Origin of the sequence: Bacteroides congonensis (assembly GCF_900130125.1) — a bacterium.
Taxonomy (GTDB): Bacteria; Bacteroidota; Bacteroidia; order Bacteroidales; family Bacteroidaceae; genus Bacteroides; species Bacteroides congonensis.
Genome location: NZ_FQXY01000008.1, coordinates 320,764 through 338,292, shown reverse-complemented (window position 1 = coordinate 338,292; position 17,529 = coordinate 320,764). Strand labels below are relative to the sequence as shown.

At 39.1% G+C, this 17,529-nt stretch carries 18 protein-coding genes, 1 tRNA gene and 1 pseudogene; 14 read left to right on the top strand and 6 right to left on the bottom strand.

Annotated features, from left to right (window positions below; translation table 11 throughout):
- The first annotated feature begins 186 nt into the window (after nucleotides 1–186).
- Complete coding sequence (locus tag BQ7997_RS04780) at nucleotides 187–1,377, top strand: site-specific integrase (RefSeq protein ID WP_022140366.1); 1,191 nt, start codon at nucleotides 187–189, stop codon at nucleotides 1,375–1,377.
- Between the two features lie 213 nt (nucleotides 1,378–1,590).
- Here the strand turns inward: BQ7997_RS04780 and BQ7997_RS04775 are convergent, their stop codons facing one another.
- Nucleotides 1,591–1,770, bottom strand: a complete 180-nt coding sequence (locus tag BQ7997_RS04775; RefSeq protein WP_073344048.1) for a hypothetical protein — start codon at nucleotides 1,768–1,770, stop codon at nucleotides 1,591–1,593.
- A gap of 596 nt (nucleotides 1,771–2,366) precedes the next feature.
- Here BQ7997_RS04775 and BQ7997_RS04770 point away from each other — a divergent pair.
- From BQ7997_RS04770 to BQ7997_RS04760, 3 genes are read left to right on the top strand one after another with little or no spacing between them, the layout of a single operon-like run.
- A complete protein-coding gene (locus BQ7997_RS04770; RefSeq protein ID WP_235817265.1) occupies nucleotides 2,367–5,420 on the top strand; it encodes a SusC/RagA family TonB-linked outer membrane protein in 3,054 nt (1,017 codons plus the stop codon).
- A 12-nt stretch (nucleotides 5,421–5,432) separates the two neighbouring features.
- On the top strand, nucleotides 5,433–7,100 hold the full coding sequence (locus BQ7997_RS04765; protein ID WP_073344045.1) for a SusD/RagB family nutrient-binding outer membrane lipoprotein: 1,668 nt from the start codon (nucleotides 5,433–5,435) through the stop codon (nucleotides 7,098–7,100).
- A gap of 28 nt (nucleotides 7,101–7,128) precedes the next feature.
- The gene (locus BQ7997_RS04760; protein WP_231590165.1) at nucleotides 7,129–8,016 is read left to right on the top strand and encodes a hypothetical protein; all 888 of its coding nucleotides are present in this window, start codon (nucleotides 7,129–7,131) and stop codon (nucleotides 8,014–8,016) included.
- Nucleotides 8,017–8,167: 151 nt separating this feature from the next.
- Here BQ7997_RS04760 and BQ7997_RS04755 read toward each other — a convergent pair whose 3' ends face one another.
- The 5 genes from BQ7997_RS04755 to BQ7997_RS04735 form a co-directional block, all read right to left on the bottom strand.
- Nucleotides 8,168–8,827, bottom strand: a complete 660-nt coding sequence (locus BQ7997_RS04755; RefSeq protein ID WP_073344042.1) for a MarC family protein — start codon at nucleotides 8,825–8,827, stop codon at nucleotides 8,168–8,170.
- Nucleotides 8,828–8,889: 62 nt separating this feature from the next.
- Nucleotides 8,890–9,582 carry a YjjG family noncanonical pyrimidine nucleotidase gene (locus BQ7997_RS04750; RefSeq protein ID WP_073344038.1) on the bottom strand — a complete coding sequence of 231 codons (693 nt, stop codon included), beginning with the start codon at nucleotides 9,580–9,582 and terminating at the stop codon, nucleotides 8,890–8,892.
- 98 nt (nucleotides 9,583–9,680) lie between these two features.
- Nucleotides 9,681–10,538 (bottom strand): Cbp1 family collagen-binding glycoprotein adhesin, encoded by an 858-nt coding sequence (locus BQ7997_RS04745; protein WP_073344035.1) that lies wholly within the window; start codon nucleotides 10,536–10,538, stop codon nucleotides 9,681–9,683.
- Nucleotides 10,539–10,572: 34 nt separating this feature from the next.
- Nucleotides 10,573–11,247 carry a 16S rRNA (cytidine(1402)-2'-O)-methyltransferase gene (rsmI, locus tag BQ7997_RS04740; protein ID WP_022140375.1) on the bottom strand — a complete coding sequence of 225 codons (675 nt, stop codon included), beginning with the start codon at nucleotides 11,245–11,247 and terminating at the stop codon, nucleotides 10,573–10,575.
- A gap of 11 nt (nucleotides 11,248–11,258) precedes the next feature.
- Nucleotides 11,259–11,819: a hypothetical protein gene (locus tag BQ7997_RS04735; RefSeq protein ID WP_073344791.1), complete on the bottom strand. Its 561-nt coding sequence runs from the start codon at nucleotides 11,817–11,819 to the stop codon at nucleotides 11,259–11,261.
- Nucleotides 11,820–11,959: 140 nt separating this feature from the next.
- Between BQ7997_RS04735 and BQ7997_RS04730 the strand changes: the two genes are divergently transcribed.
- The 10 genes and pseudogenes from BQ7997_RS04730 to BQ7997_RS04685 all read left to right on the top strand — a co-directional run bounded on the left by BQ7997_RS04730 (nucleotide 11,960) and on the right by BQ7997_RS04685 (nucleotide 17,403).
- Nucleotides 11,960–12,559 carry a thymidine kinase gene (locus BQ7997_RS04730; protein WP_022140377.1) on the top strand — a complete coding sequence of 200 codons (600 nt, stop codon included), beginning with the start codon at nucleotides 11,960–11,962 and terminating at the stop codon, nucleotides 12,557–12,559.
- A 19-nt stretch (nucleotides 12,560–12,578) separates the two neighbouring features.
- Nucleotides 12,579–13,712 (top strand): AI-2E family transporter, encoded by a 1,134-nt coding sequence (locus tag BQ7997_RS04725; protein ID WP_073344033.1) that lies wholly within the window; start codon nucleotides 12,579–12,581, stop codon nucleotides 13,710–13,712.
- Between the two features lie 94 nt (nucleotides 13,713–13,806).
- Nucleotides 13,807–13,879 (top strand) — tRNA-Lys (locus BQ7997_RS04720).
- A gap of 294 nt (nucleotides 13,880–14,173) precedes the next feature.
- The gene (locus BQ7997_RS04715; RefSeq protein WP_022136870.1) at nucleotides 14,174–14,554 is read left to right on the top strand and encodes an ISAon1 family transposase N-terminal region protein; all 381 of its coding nucleotides are present in this window, start codon (nucleotides 14,174–14,176) and stop codon (nucleotides 14,552–14,554) included.
- 28 nt (nucleotides 14,555–14,582) lie between these two features.
- A complete protein-coding gene (locus BQ7997_RS26235; protein ID WP_073343381.1) occupies nucleotides 14,583–14,918 on the top strand; it encodes a transposase in 336 nt (111 codons plus the stop codon).
- Between the two features lie 20 nt (nucleotides 14,919–14,938).
- On the top strand, nucleotides 14,939–15,418 hold the full coding sequence (locus BQ7997_RS26230; protein WP_073343378.1) for a transposase: 480 nt from the start codon (nucleotides 14,939–14,941) through the stop codon (nucleotides 15,416–15,418).
- Between the two features lie 42 nt (nucleotides 15,419–15,460).
- Nucleotides 15,461–15,733: pseudogene (locus BQ7997_RS04700) on the top strand (RagB/SusD family nutrient uptake outer membrane protein); the annotation flags it as partial.
- A 195-nt stretch (nucleotides 15,734–15,928) separates the two neighbouring features.
- A complete protein-coding gene (locus BQ7997_RS04695) occupies nucleotides 15,929–16,384 on the top strand; it encodes a GNAT family N-acetyltransferase (protein ID WP_073344030.1) in 456 nt (151 codons plus the stop codon).
- A gap of 34 nt (nucleotides 16,385–16,418) precedes the next feature.
- Entirely contained in the window at nucleotides 16,419–16,778 is a 360-nt protein-coding gene (locus BQ7997_RS04690; RefSeq protein WP_022139081.1) for a DUF6463 family protein, read from the top strand.
- Nucleotides 16,779–16,839: 61 nt separating this feature from the next.
- On the top strand, nucleotides 16,840–17,403 hold the full coding sequence (locus BQ7997_RS04685; RefSeq protein WP_073344027.1) for a YdeI/OmpD-associated family protein: 564 nt from the start codon (nucleotides 16,840–16,842) through the stop codon (nucleotides 17,401–17,403).
- Nucleotides 17,404–17,529: the final 126 nt, after the last annotated feature.

Genomic DNA, 17,529 nt, shown 5'->3' with positions numbered 1-17,529 from the left:
CTTTAATAAAGCTGCTTTTTGCTTTTTACGTAAGAATAGCAACAAAAAAGTGGCATTTAATTTAAAGTTTTGTGAATACTCAATGATTAAAAGAATATTTTTTTTAGAGATATTAATGCAAATTCATCTCTGATGTAGCACAGAACTGCGTTTAATTTGTTCTATTATTAATTAAAAAGGAAAAGTATGGAAAAGATTAGTTACAATCTTGTGTTTAACAGAAAAAAGAAATTGAATAAGAAGGGGATGGCATTGGTGCAGGTGGAAGCTTATCTCAACAGGAGAAAAATGTATTTCTCTACTAAAATATATCTCAAAGTCGACCAATGGGACACTAAGCGGAAAATGGTAAAAAGCCACCCTAACGCTGATGTTCTCAACCGCATGTTATATGAATATATAGCTGCGATTGAGCAAACCGAACTTGGACTGTGGCAACAAGGGAAATCGATTTCACTGGATTTATTAAAAGAGTCTATTGATAGACCTGTAAGTAATGGAAGGTCATTTTTGAGTTTCTATAGAGAAGAAGTTTCCAATTCTTCATTGAAAGAAAGTACCAAGCAGAATCATCTTTCTACGCTTGAGCTACTTCGGGAGTTCAAGAAAGAGATATCGTTTACGGACTTGACATTCGAATTTGTTTCTTCATTTGACAATTACATGCAATCCAGAGGATACCACCTTAATACCATAGCCAAACATATGAAACACTTGAAACGGTATGTCAATGTTGCTATAAACAAGGAATATATGGATGTACAGAAATACGCTTTCAGAAAATATAAGATTAAAAGCGTGGAGGGCAATCATACACATTTGTCACCAGAAGAGCTGCATAAATTTGAAGACTTACAGTTGACTGGGAGATTTATGAAATTACAAAAGACAAAAGATGCCTTTTTATTTTGTTGCTATGCAGGGCTGCGATATTCCGATTTTATAAATCTGAACCCTGCGAATATTGTCGAATTTCATCAGGAAACCTGGCTTATATATAAATCTGTAAAAACCGGAATCGAAGTACGTCTGCCATTATACCTATTATTTGAGGGCAAAGGAATTGGTATATTGCAACGTTACAAGGAAGAATTGAATAGTTTTTTCAAGCTAAAAGATAATTCTAATATCAATAAAGAGTTGAATGTATTAGCAAACTTGGCGGGTATTGACAAACGGGTATCTTTTCATACTGCACGTCATACAAATGCTACCTTATTATTATATAGCGGTGCAAATATAACCACTGTACAAAAATTATTAGGTCACAAAAGCGTGAAAACCACTCAGGTATATGCAAATATAATGGACATTACAGTCGTGCGTGATCTTGAAAAGGCGGCTTTGTTGAAGGGGAAGAACGGATATAAGAATTAGATTGAAAAATTCCATTTCCAAATTTATTGTTTTATAGCCACGGGTACTCAATTCATAGGTTAACCGTATTAAAATCTTACTTTTGTGTGGTTTTGAACTTAACTGTTACATAATGAAAAAAATATCTATCATACTATCATTCATTTTTATATTATCTTAGTTATCAAAAGAATAAGTATGATAGATGTATTTTAAAAAAGGTATCTATCATTCTTATACCATCAAAAACAGGGTATCTCTCATTAATAAAATAGCCGAATAAAGGTCGGACAGGCGTAAGATAGCTTGTTTTTGTAGCAATGAATCCATATAAATCTGACCATCATGGCTTAATAATTCCACTTGAATGGCGATAAGTTTATAGCCCACAAGTGCAGGCTGTTCGTCACACATACGTGGGCTATACGGTTTACAGGTGCGGGCTGTACAGCCTACATATGTGGACTATAAAAAGATTACCGTTCCTAATGGATTATTAAGCCGACAAATGCGGATTACCATTCTGTAAAATAGACATCCCTGTGGCGTTATATGGGTATTTTTCCCTGATACTACACTAAAATAGAGCAGTATTGGTATGATAGATACCCGTTTTTCATGAAGAAAGTATGATAGATATCGGATTTTAAAAGTATCTATCATACTTATTCTTCTGATAATTAATTCAATATAAAAATGAATGATAGTATGATAGATGTTTTTTCATTATGTAGTATTTAAGTTCAAATCGTATAGTTATCAGTTGACTCATTTTCACACCTAGTTATATTCATCTAATTATAGATAATTATAACAATTAATAGTAACAAAATGGTTACCTGTCACAAAACGGTAACAAGTAACGTTTAATATCCTTCTGAATATCAATTTTATTCATCTGATAATCAAATGAATAAAATTCTTATTCGGGTGGAAATACAGTAGAATAAATCATTAACTCAAGATTTTTAGTAAATGCTAAAATACTTATAATCTGCATTTTACATTTGATGCATATTTATGCCAAACAGATATCACATTATCTGTTTGTCGCTCATTATAAAGAGGTTACGATAATATTTAGTTCTGCAAAGACTTTGCAGATTTCGTACATTGGTATGCAGACTCAGGAAGTGGCTATAAAGCCAGTATTAAAGATTATTTTAAAGTCTGATTCTCAAAAACTTGATGAGATTGTAGTTACTGCAGTCGGAATTCAACGAGCAGAACGTTCATTAGGATATTCTGTATCCAAGGTTGATGCAGATGAAGCTATCCAAAAAGCAGAACCGGACTTAATACGTTCTTTAGATGGAAAAATACCCGGTGTTTCGATTAATTCACCCTCTGGTGCTGCCGGTTCGGCCACACGTATGACCATTCGAGGCAACTCATCGTTTTTAGGAAACAATCAACCATTATATATAGTTGATGGTGTTCCCTATAGTAACACGGAAGTTGCTTCTTCAAATCAAGCTACCGATGCCGGTGGTGCTTACGGTAGTGGTATTTCCACACTTGACCCGAACGATATTGAATCAATGAACGTATTAAAAGGTGCAGCAGCAGCCGCCCTGTACGGTTCACGTGCTGCCAATGGTGTAGTGCTTATCACAACAAAAACAGGTTCAAAAAGTAAGAAAAAAGCTGGAAAAGGTATGGAAATCACCTTAAATGCATCCTACACGATCGAACAAATAGCAGGTTTGCCTGAATATCAAAATTCTTTCGGTACAGGTAATGATTTTATTCCAGGGGGTGCAAACGGTTCTTGGGGAGCGGCTTTTACAGATGTAACAGAGGTGCCTTTGAGTATATATGCTGCTAATGCTTATGGAAAAGCCTATCCGAATCTTCCCCAAACTATACCTTATAAAGCATATAAAAACAATGTCAAAGATCTGTTCGAGCTGGGAGGAATATATGATCTTTCATTAAACTTCAACAGATATACCGAAACCGGTAACTTTACTGCAACTTTATCCAAAATGGATCAAGATAGTTACATACCTTATGCTGACTTTAGTCGTTATTCTATCAGTGTCGGTGGAAACCAGACTTTAGCTAACGGAGTACGTATCGGAGGAAATGTCTCTTTTTCAAGAAACGAGCAAAATGGTCCGATGTTCGGTAACAATCAATCCAGCGGTATTGGCGCCTCTTCATTTGCACGTGCTTTAATCCTTGGACGTAACTGGGATATGTCACTACCTTATGAAACACCTGACCATAAATCTTTATTCTTTGTGGGCGATCAGGCAGATAATCCGATTTGGTCCTGGAAGTATAATACGATCAACACTCAAATGGATAGAACTATAGCAAATGTAAATATGGGTTATGATATTACAAAATGGCTTTCAGTTGACTATCGCGTTGGTATCAATGATTATAAAATGGATCGTAAGGAGGTTTTAAATTTAGGTTCAAGAGCTTTGGGTGGGAAAGGACGTATTCTTGTTTCTACTTATGATACACAAGAAATAGAATCAACTTTACTGTTACGTTTCAATATTCCGGTTCATAAAGATTTTGGGCTGAAAGCGACTTTGGGACATAATGTGAATCAATTCACCGCTAACGAAACTCTGACAAAGGGTATGAACATTATGTCTCCGGGAGTTTACAATATAAATAATACAGAATCACAAACATCGGAAGAAGAATATACAAGAACCCGTTTATGGGCATTATTTGGAGATGTTACATTGGATTACAAGAATTATGCATTCTTGAATATCACAGGACGTAATGACTTTTCATCCACGCTACCCAAAAATCATCGTAGTTTCTTCTATCCGTCAATTGCAGGTTCGTTTGTATTTACAGATGCATTTCATATAAATGAAGATATTATCAAATTCGGTAAAGTGCGATTAAGTTGGGCTAAAGTTGGTAATGATGCGGGCGCATACTATAAAAATGGTACATTTACTTTGGGGCAACCCTTTAACGGCCAACCAATATTATCATTACCATCTTCCATGTTTGACCCCGATTTAAAACCGGAATTTACATCAGAGGTTGAATTTGGAGCTGAATTACAATTCTTAAAAAGCCGCGTAAATGTTGATTTCACCTGGTACAATCGTAACTCCACTAATCAAATCGCTCCATTAAGCCTTCCATACTCTACCGGGTACGGGAGCTATTATACCAACTTTGGTAAAATGAATAACCATGGTATTGAAATAGGATTGAATGTTATACCTATTTTAAATAAAGATTTCAAATGGGATATGTACTTTACTTATACCCAAAACCGAAGTGAAGTAAAAGAATTGGCAGAAGGAGTAGAACGAGTTTCTTTAAATACAGGTTTTGCAACACCAAAAGCCGTTCTTGAAGTAGGCAAACCTTATGGAATGCTGGTAGGACAAGTTTTTGCGCGTGATGAAGAGGGCAATTATCTGGTGGATCCAAACTCCGGGGCTTATCTCATAGCAGATGAAGAAGGCGACTTAGGAGATCCTGCTCCAGATTGCAAACTTAGCTTGAACAATACATTTACCTACAAAGGTTTCTCATTGTCATTCATGTTCGATGCACAAATTGGTGGTTGCGTCTGGACTTCATACATTCCTGACTTATTGGGACGTGGTGTTACCAAAGACACAGAAGACCGTTATGGTTCCCGTATCTTGCCCGGATACTTGGCTGATCCTTCCACGAAAAAACCGTTGCTAGACGGAAATGGAAATAAAATCCCCAACAATGTTCAAATGAAGGAACTTGACTTATGGTTCTCGCCGGGTACCAGTGTGTCTACATTTGCAACCAACGGGGTAGATGAAGCATCTGTTTATGATGCTACGACTTTCCGCTTAAGAGAGTTAAGCATTGGGTACCAACTTCCTAAATCCTGGTTGGCAAAAACTTTTATCGGTTCGGCAACTATATCATTTGTAGCCCGCAACCTTTGGTATTTTGCTCCCAACGTTCCTAAATATTCTAATTACGATCCAACAGCAAGCAGTTATGGTGGCGGCAACGTACAAGGAATTGATTACACCTCAGCCCCTAACACAAGACGTTACGGCTTTAATCTCAAACTCACATTCTAATAAAAATAAAGTATGAAAATTATCAAATTATTATATGCTTTAACAGCAACACTGCTTGTCAGCACGAGTTGTTCGAAATATCTCGATATTAATGACAATCCGAACAAGCCAACAAGTGCAGAACTGAATAAAGTGTTAACCGGGGCTGAATATGACATAGCCATGTCTTTTGCAGCCGGTAGTTACATCGGTTCTTCATTACCTTCTTATGTTTTTCATCTGAGCTCCCGTGAAGTTGACAACTATGGCATAACTAATGCCACTTCCACCTTGGGAAACACCTGGTTACAGGGTTACGCTTATGGTCTGAAAAACACAAACGCTGTTATCAGAGCAGCAGAAGAAGGAAATAACATGATTTATGCGGGAATAGGCAAATTAATGAAAGCTTATGCATTTACCAATCTCGTTGATCTTTGGGGAGATATTCCATACACTGAATTTGATATAGAAGGTAATTATGCTCCCAAATTAGACCGTAGCCAAGATATTTACAATTCATTATTTGCACTCATAGATGAAGCCATAGGCAATCTGCAAGATCCCAATGCTGCTAATTTATTGAAACCAGCAAACGATGATTTGATATATAAAGGCAACATTGAGAAATGGGTAAGAATGGGTAACACCTTAAAATTAAAGTTATTGGTACAATCAAGAAAAGCTAAAGATGAGATAACAGACTGGAATACAAAGTTATCCAATCTGCTTTCCGAGAACAAATTCATGAATGACGGAGAGGATTTCGAATTCAAACATACCGCCAAAGATACGCCGGACGAACGTCACCAAGCTTATGTAGATGAATATCTCGGTGGTCAAAGCACTTATTACATCAGTCCCTGGATTTACGAAACAATGAGTGGAAAGAATTTAAATGTAACAAACAACCCATTCGTAGGCATCACAGACCCACGTATCCCATACTATTGGGTAAACCAAATAAAAGCGGGGGATAAGGCACAGAATGCTACAGATTACCGTGACGGTGCTTTTGTTTCCATATTCTTTGCATCCAATGCTTCCGGAGCAAGTAATGACCAGCGGGAAACTTCTACTTTTATCGGCATTTATCCATGTGGAGGAAAATACGATAATGGTAATGGCGGAAAATGTGATGCAAAAGTCGGTAATGGCGTGGCACCCGAAAAGATGTTGCAAGCCTATTCAGTCCCTTTCCTTTTAGCTGAATTATATTTAACAGGAAATGCAAACGGAGATGCAAAGGAGGCTCTTGAAGAAGGTATTAAACGTTCTATAAATCACGTCAATTCAGTAGCGAAGGCTTCTGATGCAAATGTACCTGACATAAGCAATGAATCCATTGAGACTTTTGTGGAAAAAGTATTAGGAAAGTATGACACTGCTGCCAATAATGAAGAAAAATTATGCATTGTCATGACTCAAAAATGGATTGCCAACTTCTTTAATCCAGTTGAAGCATATACCGATATACGTCGTACCGGATATCCTACCCTATTGCCTCAGAATGCAACGTATGCTCAATCTCCTTACAAAACCAGTCAAGATCCGGAACTAGGGCCGGTAAATATTCCACTAAAAGGTATCAATGCTTTTCCGAGAGCAATGTGGTATCCAAGTTCGGAAGTGACACGTAACCCTAACGTTACTAACGAAGGAAGAAATTTGAGCAATCCTATTTTATTCTGGGATAAATAAACTATTAATGATGAAAATAAAAACGAATATGAGATATATACAATTATTCATAGCAACTGCCCTTTGGGCATTGCTGACAGTCAGTTGCGATAGAGACCTCCCTTATCCTATAGACCAGGTAAAAAAAGGAGTAGTCATTGACATTGTTCGTGCACCCGACTCTGATGGGGTACTTTCTGCCGGAATAACAGACGGCAATTATAAAGTTTCTGTATCTATTCCCAAACAGCAAGGAGATTATTCCATGCTTGACTATGCGCAACTCTTATGTGTTTTCACTGATGTGAACGGCAAAACAACTTCCAAAGTCATCATAGATAACATTAAAGAATTCCCTAAAGATATATCAATAGATATGGCCAACGTGTATCAGCAATTCGGGAAAGAAGCTCCTACACTAGGAGAAATTGTTTATTTCACAACCAATGCGGTTCTAAAGGACGGTTACGTTGTATATGGCTGGAATGAATATTCAGACTTCAACAACAAGCTCTTCACCGGATGGGAGGTTGATGGAAGAGCCTATTCATACAACGTCAGATATCCGGTTGCATGTCAATTGGATCTTGAAGAATTTGTAGGCCCTGTAGTATTAAATGACTTTTATGCAGAGTCTTATCGGGCAGAAATCGTTAAAACATCAGATACAGAACTGGAGATACATGGAGTTGCTGAAGGCGTAGAGCCTGATGGTATTCTAAAATTAACAATTGACACAAGCACTCACACTGTAAAAGTAAGCAAACAAATAGTTGCTCATGGAAGTGTTGCATGGGTTGGTGGTTACAATAATGTCGCCTATCAAGCCACTGGTACTATTGACGCATGTAAAGGTACAATAACATTGAATGGACCTCTGACTGTTGATGAAGGTAGCTTCGGTGATTATCAAATGATTATATCAACGAACTATTGACATATTCTAAAATAGAACATTTATAAAAAAACATAATGTAACCGACAGTTTGATATTATTAAAATCAAACTGTCGGTTTTTCTATAATAAAACAGAAGTTTTCTCTATATATAGAATTTAAAAATTACCAAAGTTATATCTTCATTTTGTTTTATTTGAGAATACCACCAATCCCCTCTCTCACAATATCCACCAATATCGGCTTCGCCCCGCTCACGAAACATTCTACAGCAATCACCATCAAGATCAACCCCATAAGACGCATCATCACATTATTTCCCGTCTCACCCAGGACATTCACCAACTTCGTAGAAGCACGAAGAATGAAGAAAGTCAATAGATAAATCAGGGCAATAGTGCCTATCAATATCCCCTTCATTTCATAGGAATGTGCATCCTGCATCAATACAATAGCATTAGCAATCGCTCCGGGGCCACACAACATAGGTATACCGAGCGGAGTAATAGAAATATCATCCGCATACGTTTTGATTTCCTCATCTTTCAGCTTCATCGGTGTATAGCGGGCTTGAAGCATATCGAAGCCTATCTTGAAGATAATCACTCCCCCGGCAATACGGAATCCGTTGGTAGAGATACCGAAGAACTTAAAAAGGAACTGGCCGGCAAAGACAAAAACCATTATTGTGATAAACGACACAATAGTGGCGCGACGGACAATCGACTGACGCTCTTTCTCCGTCATTCCATGAGTCATCGTCAGAAAGACGGGCATTGTCCCCAAAGGGTTGGTCAACGTAAAAAACGAGGTGAAGCAAAGTAAAGCAAAAGGCAGAAGTGTACTATCCATGATTATATCGTATTTTTATGCATTTATTAAACGCAACAAAAATACGACTTAATCCAGAAAACTTATAATAAATTCATTAATTCTTTCAGAGAATGGATGTGATAAGTAGGAAGAAAAGGGAAAGTAGTCCGTTCCGTCACGTTGTAGAAGGCTTGATGCATCCCTATCCCATGCGCTCCGGTAATATCAGCTTCCCAACTGTCACCAATCATCAACGATTCGCGCAACTCCGATTGAGTGGCAGACAGGGCAAAATTAAAGATTTCAGGTCGGGGCTTCAACACTCCGAGATCTTCCGAAAGAATCACCTTCTTGAAATAACCATCCACACCCGCCGAACGCATCTTATGCGATTGCAATTCACGAAAGCCATTGGAAAGGATATACAGATTATATTTAGGGGCAAGATACTCCAACACCTCTCTGGCATAAGGCATCAGACCGCTTTTTGTAGGAATAACAGCAAAGAAATCTTTCGAGAACTTTTCAGCCAAATCCTCATCATTCACTCCTACCGCCTGCAAAGGATAAAAGAAACGCTGACGGTTCAGTTCATCTTTCGTCACCTTCCCTTCGCCATATTCAATCCAAAGTTCTGTGTTTCGTTTCTGATAAAGCATATAATAATGGTCGAACGAATCAAAGTAACGGTCGAATGCATATTTCTGATATACCTCTTCAAAGGTATCGCGGGCATTGCGGGAGAAAGCCCAGATAGTGTCGTCAAGATCAAAAAACAGATTTTTATATTTCATCAGTAGCTATGGGTGTATATAAGAAATAAAAAAGCCAATGTGCTAATTTCTCGAATTCAGGAATCAGCACATTGGCAATTCAAAAAAGGAATCCTACCTTATTTTACCTGGATCACCAAGTATCTGGATACACTCCAGAATTCATTAGGATTAGTAATCTTCAATGTCAGTTGACCTTTGTCATCTTTTACCAATTCATAAGAACCGGACGGATGAGTAGTCAGCAACTCAGCACGTTTAGAGTACAATTTGATTTCTTTCGTCGTACGGATATCGATTTGAGTGAAATAATCCTTGTTGAAATCAGCGCTCTTCAGAACATCTCCGCTCTGAAGAATCTTCTGAGCTTTCAATTCAGATTTCGTTCCGAATACGAACCAGGCAGCGTTCAAGCTCTTTTCCTGTTCGGCAACGGTTTTTGCTTTAGCTTCGTTTTCTGCAACCAATGTTTCTTTAGCTGCGGACAAGTCGCTGACAGCAGCGTCCAGTTCCTGAATACGGATATTCTTGGAAGCCAGTTCTGTCTGAAGCTCCTCGATACGCTGTTGTTTAGCGTTCAGTTCGGCAGTCAAAGCGGCAACAGCTTTTTTCATTTGTGCAGAATTGTAACTGCTATTCTTTAACTGAGCCTGCAATTTAGCGATCTGTGCTTTGTTTTCTTCCATCTGCTTAGAGATGAATTCGATGTCAGAAGCGATCTGCTGTTTGGCACTGGCTGAATTTTCTGTTATAGTTCCGCGTTGTAAGTCCACGCGGCTTTCAGCAGCATTGATCTTACGGAAACCTTCCTGTACTTCATTGAAAGTTCCCATCATATCATCCAGTTCAGCATTGCGCTGGGTCAGTTCCATCAATAGAGAATCATTTTCAGCCTTCAGGTCTTTGCTTCCACCTTTAAAGCCATCACACGAAGCCAACATGGCTGCGCATACAAATAAAACTGCTAACTTTTTCATACGTTTACGTTTTACGTTTTTAAATGAAGTTATTTTAATCGTCTATTCCTGCCAATACTATCACAATCTCGCCCCGTGGTTCGGTGGCGGTAAAGTGTTCTATCAACTCTGTCAGACTGCCGCGTACCGTCTCCTCATGGAGCTTGGATATTTCGCGCGACACGGTTGCCTGACGTTCAGCACCGAAATATTCGGCAAACTGTGTCAACGTCTTCAACAGACGGTGGGGCGATTCATAAAACACCATCGTACGGCGTTCTTCTGCTAATGCCTTCAGTCGTGTCTGACGTCCTTTCTTTTGGGGCAAAAAACCCTCGAAGCAAAATTTCTCGTTCGGCAATCCCGATGCTACGAGTGCCGGAACAAAAGCCGTTGCTCCCGGCAAGCACTGCACCTCAATGCCATTGCGCACACATTCACGAACCACCAGGAATCCAGGATCAGAAATCCCGGGCGTTCCGGCATCCGAAATCAACGCAACCGATGCACCGCCCCTTATTTTATTAACAACACTTTCCACCGTTTTATGTTCATTAAATTTGTGGTGGGATTGCATTGCATTCTTTATTTCAAAGTGTTTCAGCAAGATACCGGAAGTACGCGTATCCTCTGCCAGAATCAAGTCGACCTCTTTCAGGACTTTGATAGCCCGAAAGGTCATGTCCTCAAGATTTCCTACCGGCGTAGGTACTACATACAACTTTCCCATATCCTTTTTGTTTATGCTGATTGGTTAAAATACTTCTTTAGTAGATCCAGAAAGTCAACTACCGCTTCTTTCTCTTCGTCTATTTCAATTTTCGAAGAAAGGAAGGCGACAGCAGTCTTATAAGAACTCATTACCGAAATCTGTTCGACCACACGATTCATCAAATCAGTATCCCCTTTAAATAATTCGCGTGAGAAACGGAAAGAATCATTCAGGCTGATAGAATGGCGCAGGCCGGCAGCCAATTTGATGCTTTCTCCCAACACTGCGGATTTAAGTTCTTCCTTCTTATCAATAACAGGCTCTTCCTCGACGACAGGCACTTCTTCCGTTATAACCGGTTTCTCTTCTGCGATAAGAGAATCGCCTGCTTCATCTTCTTCCACAACAACAGATTCCACCTCAACAGCATCTACCTCCTGCGACAGTTCATCCAGACGTCCCTGCATACGCGCAATACTCCGCTTCAACAGTTCAGACAGAGTCTGAGTCGGCTCTTTGGAAAAAGACTCCATGAGATACTTCAACTCATGAACATCCAGTTCGATATCTGTTAATAGCTTCTGTTTCATGTTCATCCATTATTAATATGGTGCGAATGTAGGAATAATTTATGCAATAACTTAAAATAATGGATATTTTAACAGTTCTTGCACATTGAATTGTTTACCTTTGTGCAGTCATTTATTTAATCAAGAAAGCACGAAATCACATGGTATTATTTTCAGAAGACCACATACAGGAGACTAAAAGAAGGGGGAGAATTGAAGTTATCTGCGGCTCCATGTTCTCGGGAAAGACAGAAGAACTGATTCGCAGAATGAAGCGGGCAAAGTTCGCACGTCAGCGCGTGGAGATATTCAAACCGGCTATCGACACCCGTTATTCGGAAGAAGATGTCGTTTCACATGACAGTCATTCCATTGCTTCCACTCCTATTGATTCATCGGCAAGTATCCTGCTGTTTACTTCCGAGATAGATGTAGTAGGTATCGACGAAGCGCAATTTTTCGACAGCGGACTGATAGACGTTTGCAATCAGCTTGCCAACAACGGGGTTCGTGTCATTATTGCAGGATTGGACATGGATTTCAAAGGGAATCCTTTCGGGCCAATGCCACAACTCTGCGCCATAGCCGATGAAGTATCCAAGGTACATGCCATCTGCGTAAAATGCGGAAATCTGGCATCTTTCTCACATCGTACAGTCAAGAATGACAAGCAAGTCCTTCTGGGCGAAACGGCAGAATACGAACCTCTTTGCAGGCAATGCTATCTCCGTGCGTTGGAAGAGGACGGACAAAAGATATAAAACCCAACAGAAAACATATATGGAAAGGAAGAAGATAACATTCGACAGTTTTATACGCGGTGCCATCGGATGCGTGATGGTGGTAGGGATATTAATGCTTGTAGAACGGTTGAGCGGAGTGCTATTGCCTTTCTTTATTGCCTGGCTGATTGCCTATATGGTTTATCCGCTGGTCAAGTTCTTCCAGTACAAGCTGAAGATGAAAAGTCGTATCCTTTCCATTTTCTGTGCTCTATTTCTGATTAGTGTTGTCGGAGTAGCGTTGTTCTATCTGTTGATTCCACCGATGATTTCCGAAATAGGCAGGATGAATGATTTATTGGTGTCCTACCTCACCAATGGCGGCGGCAGCAACGTCCCCAAAACGCTTTCCGAATTTGTCCATGAGAATCTCGATTTGGTGGCATTGAACAAAATGCTGAGTGAAGAGAATATCCTTGCCGCAATCAAGGAAACTGTACCCAAAATGTGGGCTTTGCTTGCAGAATCACTCAATATCCTGTTCAGTATCCTTGCTTCCTTTATCATATTATTATATGTAATCTTTATATTACTGGATTATGAAGCCATAGCCGAAGGATGGCTTCACCTGCTCCCGAATAAATACCGTAAGTTCGCTTCCAACCTGGTTTACGATGTGCAGGACGGTATGAACAGATATTTCCGTGGTCAGGCATTGGTTGCATTCTGTGTAGGTATTCTTTTCAGCATAGGTTTCCTGATTATTGATTTCCCGATGGCCATTGCCTTAGGGCTTTTCATCGGGGCTCTCAATATGGTTCCTTACCTGCAAATTATCGGTTTTCTCCCTACCATTGTACTGGCCATCCTCAAAGCTGCCGATACCGGACAGAACTTTTGGATTATCATTGCATGTGCATTGGCAGTCTTTGCCATCGTGCAAATCATACAGGACACTCTCCTTGTCCCCAAAATCATGGGAAAGATTACCGGACTGAATCCTGCCATCATCCTTTTATCTCTTTCTATTTGGGGTTCTTTAATGGGGATGCTTGGAATGATCATCGCATTACCTCTCACCACTTTGATGCTTTCCTATTATCAACGCTTTATTATCAACAAAGAAAAGATAAAATATGATGAAGTCGAAATTACTGATAATCAAGAAACAAGCGGTAAAGAGGAAAAATAATTGAAACTTTTTTCTACGAAACACTTGCAGATTAAATAAAAGTCACTACCTTTGCACCCGCAATCAGGAAATAACTGATTCGCAAATAAGGATTGATTCGCTAGCTCAGCAGGTAGAGCACAACACTTTTAATGTTGGGGTCCTGGGTTCGAGCCCCAGGCGGATCACTGAAAACAAAAGAAAAATCAAGCAAATCCCTGATAATCAGACATTATCAGGGATTTCTTTTTTCTGGCAGGTAGCAGAAAACAGCCGTTTCAAAAAAGGGGCACGAAAAGACACACTTTAGTATCCAAATCGTACCCCCTTCCCCAAAAAACGATTAGGGGGGCAAAGTTTATTTGATTGCGGCGGAAGCTGATATCTACCTGAACGGTGGCGCGAATGCAGCCGGATATATCAATAAAGTTGGCTCAGTCTGAAAATTTGGGGGATTTGGTTAAAATATCTACTTTTGCATCATGAAAACTCCTTCTCAATCCATAGCTTTAATTGATGCCCTAAGTTTGTTCTTACCTTCGGGCTTACTTGATTATTTTACGCTTGTTGACAGTATCTCTCAAGATACCTGTTTTATCCTTTATTTGGAAGAGAAAGCTGTTATCCCTGATGAATATTCCGACCTTCATCTTCATTCCAAAGGCTTCTTTCCCGAGATTGAAGTACAAGATTTCCCTATCCGTGGAAAAGCAGTTTATTTGCGTATCAAACGTCGTCGTTGGGAAGAGCCTACAACAGGACAGACCTATAGTCGTGACTGGACTTTGGTAGCCTCCGGCACTCGCATTACAGCAGAGTTCGGAGCATTTTTAAAAGAATTACTTAGACAATCATGCCGTTAGCTGCCAAAGCGTAGCTGAACATTATTGTATGGATGGTAAACAGCTTCAGAGTCAATACAAAGAACATTTAAGTGATTATAAAGACTGGGAACAAAAAGAGCATGCCCAAGATTATATTCTTTATCCCAAGAATGTCGGCTATCGTCTTTGTATAGACGAGACAGCCCTAAGCAAGGGAGAGCTTTACACAATTATTATCAATAAGGACAAACATGGAAGAAAAGGTTCTATTGTGGCAGTCATTAAGGGGACTAAAGCGGAAGACGTTATAGCTGTACTGATGTTGATTCCGGAAGATATACGCCGGCAAGTCAAGGAAATCACTTTGGACATGGCCGCAAGCATGTATAAAATCGCCAGATAATCAAGGAAGAAAACAAGCGGATGAAAGAAGCACGAAAGAGAGGAATTGATTATGAACCGGAAGTATTTGAGAATGGGGATACAATCAAACAACTCCTGGCCAGAAGTAGATATCTTCTTTTTAAATCACCTGATAAATGGACCAAAAGTCAGAAGATTAGAGCAGAAATTTTATTTAAACAGTTTGAGGATATCAAGCATGTATACTACTATTCACTCCAGTTAGGAAAGATATTTTCGGCTACTTATGACAAGGATGTGGCAAGAGCCAAACTCGCGTTATGGTACAATAAAATAGAAGAATATGGATATGACACATTTTCCACTGTGGCTAATTCCATTGAAAACCATTATGAAAGAATATTGAACTTCTTTGTGAACAGAAGTACGAATGCGGAGGCAGAAGCATTTAATGCCAAAATAAAGGCATTTAGAGCATCATTTAGAGGGGTAGTAGACAGAAAGTTTTTCCTATTTAGGTTAGCCAAAGTATATGCATGAGGGAATTAACACTAGTTAATCCCCCAAGATTTACAACTGAGCCATAAAGTTCGTGAACGTGCCGAAGCAAATCCGCTTACAGAAAGTATTACGGTGCGGGATATTTTGGACGAAAGAAGCCGTGAGCTTTGTGGCGAATATTGCCGCTTTTACGACCTAAAACGGACAGAAATGTTTAAGGACTCCGGGTATCTGGAAAACACTCATCCGGATTTAGCCCGATTCTTCCATCCGAATTATGCATTACGTCCTATCTCAACCACTTTTACCGCTACAATCACCAATGGCAGTGAGTACCAGAACCCGGGATATTAAGTAGACATTTCAAAATGTACAGATGCCATGGAATCAATCCCGGCATCTGCACATTATCATAATGTCGGATTTAAGTGTTTTTCTAAATAACACTTAAATCTTCACGCTAAGTTCTATCCCCCACCCTAAATATTGCTATATTGCAACAAATCATGACTGTACTAACTATTAATATACAAAACTGATAAAGATTATATGAATATCATTTCACTACGAAAGTCACCTCACTATTTGGAAAGGACTATTGCTTATTTTCAAAGCAAATGGGCGGACAATGATTCTAAGATGGTTTATGACGACTGTTTCAGACATTCCATCACAACGGAAAGCCCCATTCCTCAATGGTATCTTTTAATGAAAGATGATGAAATCATCGGGTGCGTAGGACTTACCACTAATGATTTCAATTCCCGCATGGACTTATATCCCTGGCTGGTCGCTTTGTTCATAGAAGAAAAACATAGGGGAAATAATTATGCAAACCTTTTAATAGAACAGGTAAAGAGAGATACACTGGCGATGGGGTATTCAAAATTATATCTAAGCACACATCATACTTCATATTATGAACGTTTTGGCTTTACGTATATAGGAGAATGTTATCATCCATGGGGCGAACATTCCCGAATATATGAAATTGAATTGAAATAAACAATCTATTAATCAAGAACTAAGAAGCAAGTATATGAAACTTTGGAAATACAGTGGACGTTTTTTAACAGTAACGGGAGTTATTCATACGATTTATGCACTATTCATCGGGAAAGATGCGTTTTCGGAAATGTTCGGAAAGGGATTGGTAAACTCTGTCGGGGAAAATTACAACCTGGGATTTGCTTTTTGGTTCTTAATCTGCGGAATAATACTCATCCTTTGGGGAGAAACACTTCAGTATTACATCAACAAAGAACAGAAACCGGCACCTGCATTTTTAGGTTACGCTATTCTGTTGTTCACCATAATCGGCTGCATTATTGAACCTGTTTCCGGCTTTTGGCTCTTCTTGCCGCAAGCAATAATCATTATTTGTTCAAAGCGGAATTGAACGTGAAACAATATATAGGTCGTCCGATAAGGATACAAAAAAATAAGAGGAATAATTTGTCATGCCAATAGAAATAAAATATTTTGAAAATAGGAAAGACTGGCGAAAGTGGCTGACCGACAACTTTGAGACTGCCAATGATATTTGGTTTGTATTTCCCAGTAAGGCTTCGGGCAAAAAAAGTATAACGTACAATGACGCTGTTGAAGAAGCCCTTTGTTTCGAGTGGATTGACAGTACAATAAAGGCTCTCGACAAAGAACATAAAATCCAGCATTTCACGCCCAGAAACCCTAAAAGTACCTATTCGCAAGCCAATAAAGAAAGACTAAAATGGCTACTGGAAAATAAAATGATACACCCTAAATTTGAAGATAAGATACAGGATGTCTTGTCTGCTCCTTTTGTTTTTCCCGATGATATAATGGGCAGATTGAAAGAAGATAAAATGATATGGGAGAATTACCAACGTTTTTCCGAACCATATAAACGTATCCGGATAGCATATATTGAAGCTGCAAGGAAACGACCGGAAGAATTTGAGAAACGCTTAAACAACTTTATCAACAAGACAAAAGAAAATAAAATAATAACAGGATTTGGCGGGATTGATAAATACTATTAATCAATATTCAGAAACAAACGACTGATCATCCGAATTTATACATCCCCCACTTCAATATGTACAGGTGCTACAGATTGACTCCATAGCACCTGTCAATTATAAAACAATCAAGTAATTATGTCTGTT

Bases quoted from the DNA above. Each gene is read 5' to 3' on its own strand.
- BQ7997_RS04780 (WP_022140366.1), top strand. From the start codon at position 187: ATGGAAAAGATTAGTTACAATCTTGTGTTTAACAGAAAAAAGAAATTG.
- BQ7997_RS04775 (WP_073344048.1), bottom strand. From the start codon at position 1,770: ATGTGTGACGAACAGCCTGCACTTGTGGGCTATAAACTTATCGCCATT.
- BQ7997_RS04770 (WP_235817265.1), top strand. From the start codon at position 2,367: ATGCATATTTATGCCAAACAGATATCACATTATCTGTTTGTCGCTCAT.
- BQ7997_RS04765 (WP_073344045.1), top strand. From the start codon at position 5,433: ATGAAAATTATCAAATTATTATATGCTTTAACAGCAACACTGCTTGTC.
- BQ7997_RS04760 (WP_231590165.1), top strand. From the start codon at position 7,129: ATGAGATATATACAATTATTCATAGCAACTGCCCTTTGGGCATTGCTG.
- BQ7997_RS04755 (WP_073344042.1), bottom strand. From the start codon at position 8,827: ATGGATAGTACACTTCTGCCTTTTGCTTTACTTTGCTTCACCTCGTTT.
- BQ7997_RS04750 (WP_073344038.1), bottom strand. From the start codon at position 9,582: ATGAAATATAAAAATCTGTTTTTTGATCTTGACGACACTATCTGGGCT.
- BQ7997_RS04745 (WP_073344035.1), bottom strand. From the start codon at position 10,538: ATGAAAAAGTTAGCAGTTTTATTTGTATGCGCAGCCATGTTGGCTTCG.
- rsmI (WP_022140375.1), bottom strand. From the start codon at position 11,247: ATGGGAAAGTTGTATGTAGTACCTACGCCGGTAGGAAATCTTGAGGAC.
- BQ7997_RS04735 (WP_073344791.1), bottom strand. From the start codon at position 11,819: ATGAAACAGAAGCTATTAACAGATATCGAACTGGATGTTCATGAGTTG.
- BQ7997_RS04730 (WP_022140377.1), top strand. From the start codon at position 11,960: ATGGTATTATTTTCAGAAGACCACATACAGGAGACTAAAAGAAGGGGG.
- BQ7997_RS04725 (WP_073344033.1), top strand. From the start codon at position 12,579: ATGGAAAGGAAGAAGATAACATTCGACAGTTTTATACGCGGTGCCATC.
- BQ7997_RS04715 (WP_022136870.1), top strand. From the start codon at position 14,174: ATGAAAACTCCTTCTCAATCCATAGCTTTAATTGATGCCCTAAGTTTG.
- BQ7997_RS26235 (WP_073343381.1), top strand. From the start codon at position 14,583: ATGGATGGTAAACAGCTTCAGAGTCAATACAAAGAACATTTAAGTGAT.
- BQ7997_RS26230 (WP_073343378.1), top strand. From the start codon at position 14,939: ATGAAAGAAGCACGAAAGAGAGGAATTGATTATGAACCGGAAGTATTT.
- BQ7997_RS04695 (WP_073344030.1), top strand. From the start codon at position 15,929: ATGAATATCATTTCACTACGAAAGTCACCTCACTATTTGGAAAGGACT.
- BQ7997_RS04690 (WP_022139081.1), top strand. From the start codon at position 16,419: ATGAAACTTTGGAAATACAGTGGACGTTTTTTAACAGTAACGGGAGTT.
- BQ7997_RS04685 (WP_073344027.1), top strand. From the start codon at position 16,840: ATGCCAATAGAAATAAAATATTTTGAAAATAGGAAAGACTGGCGAAAG.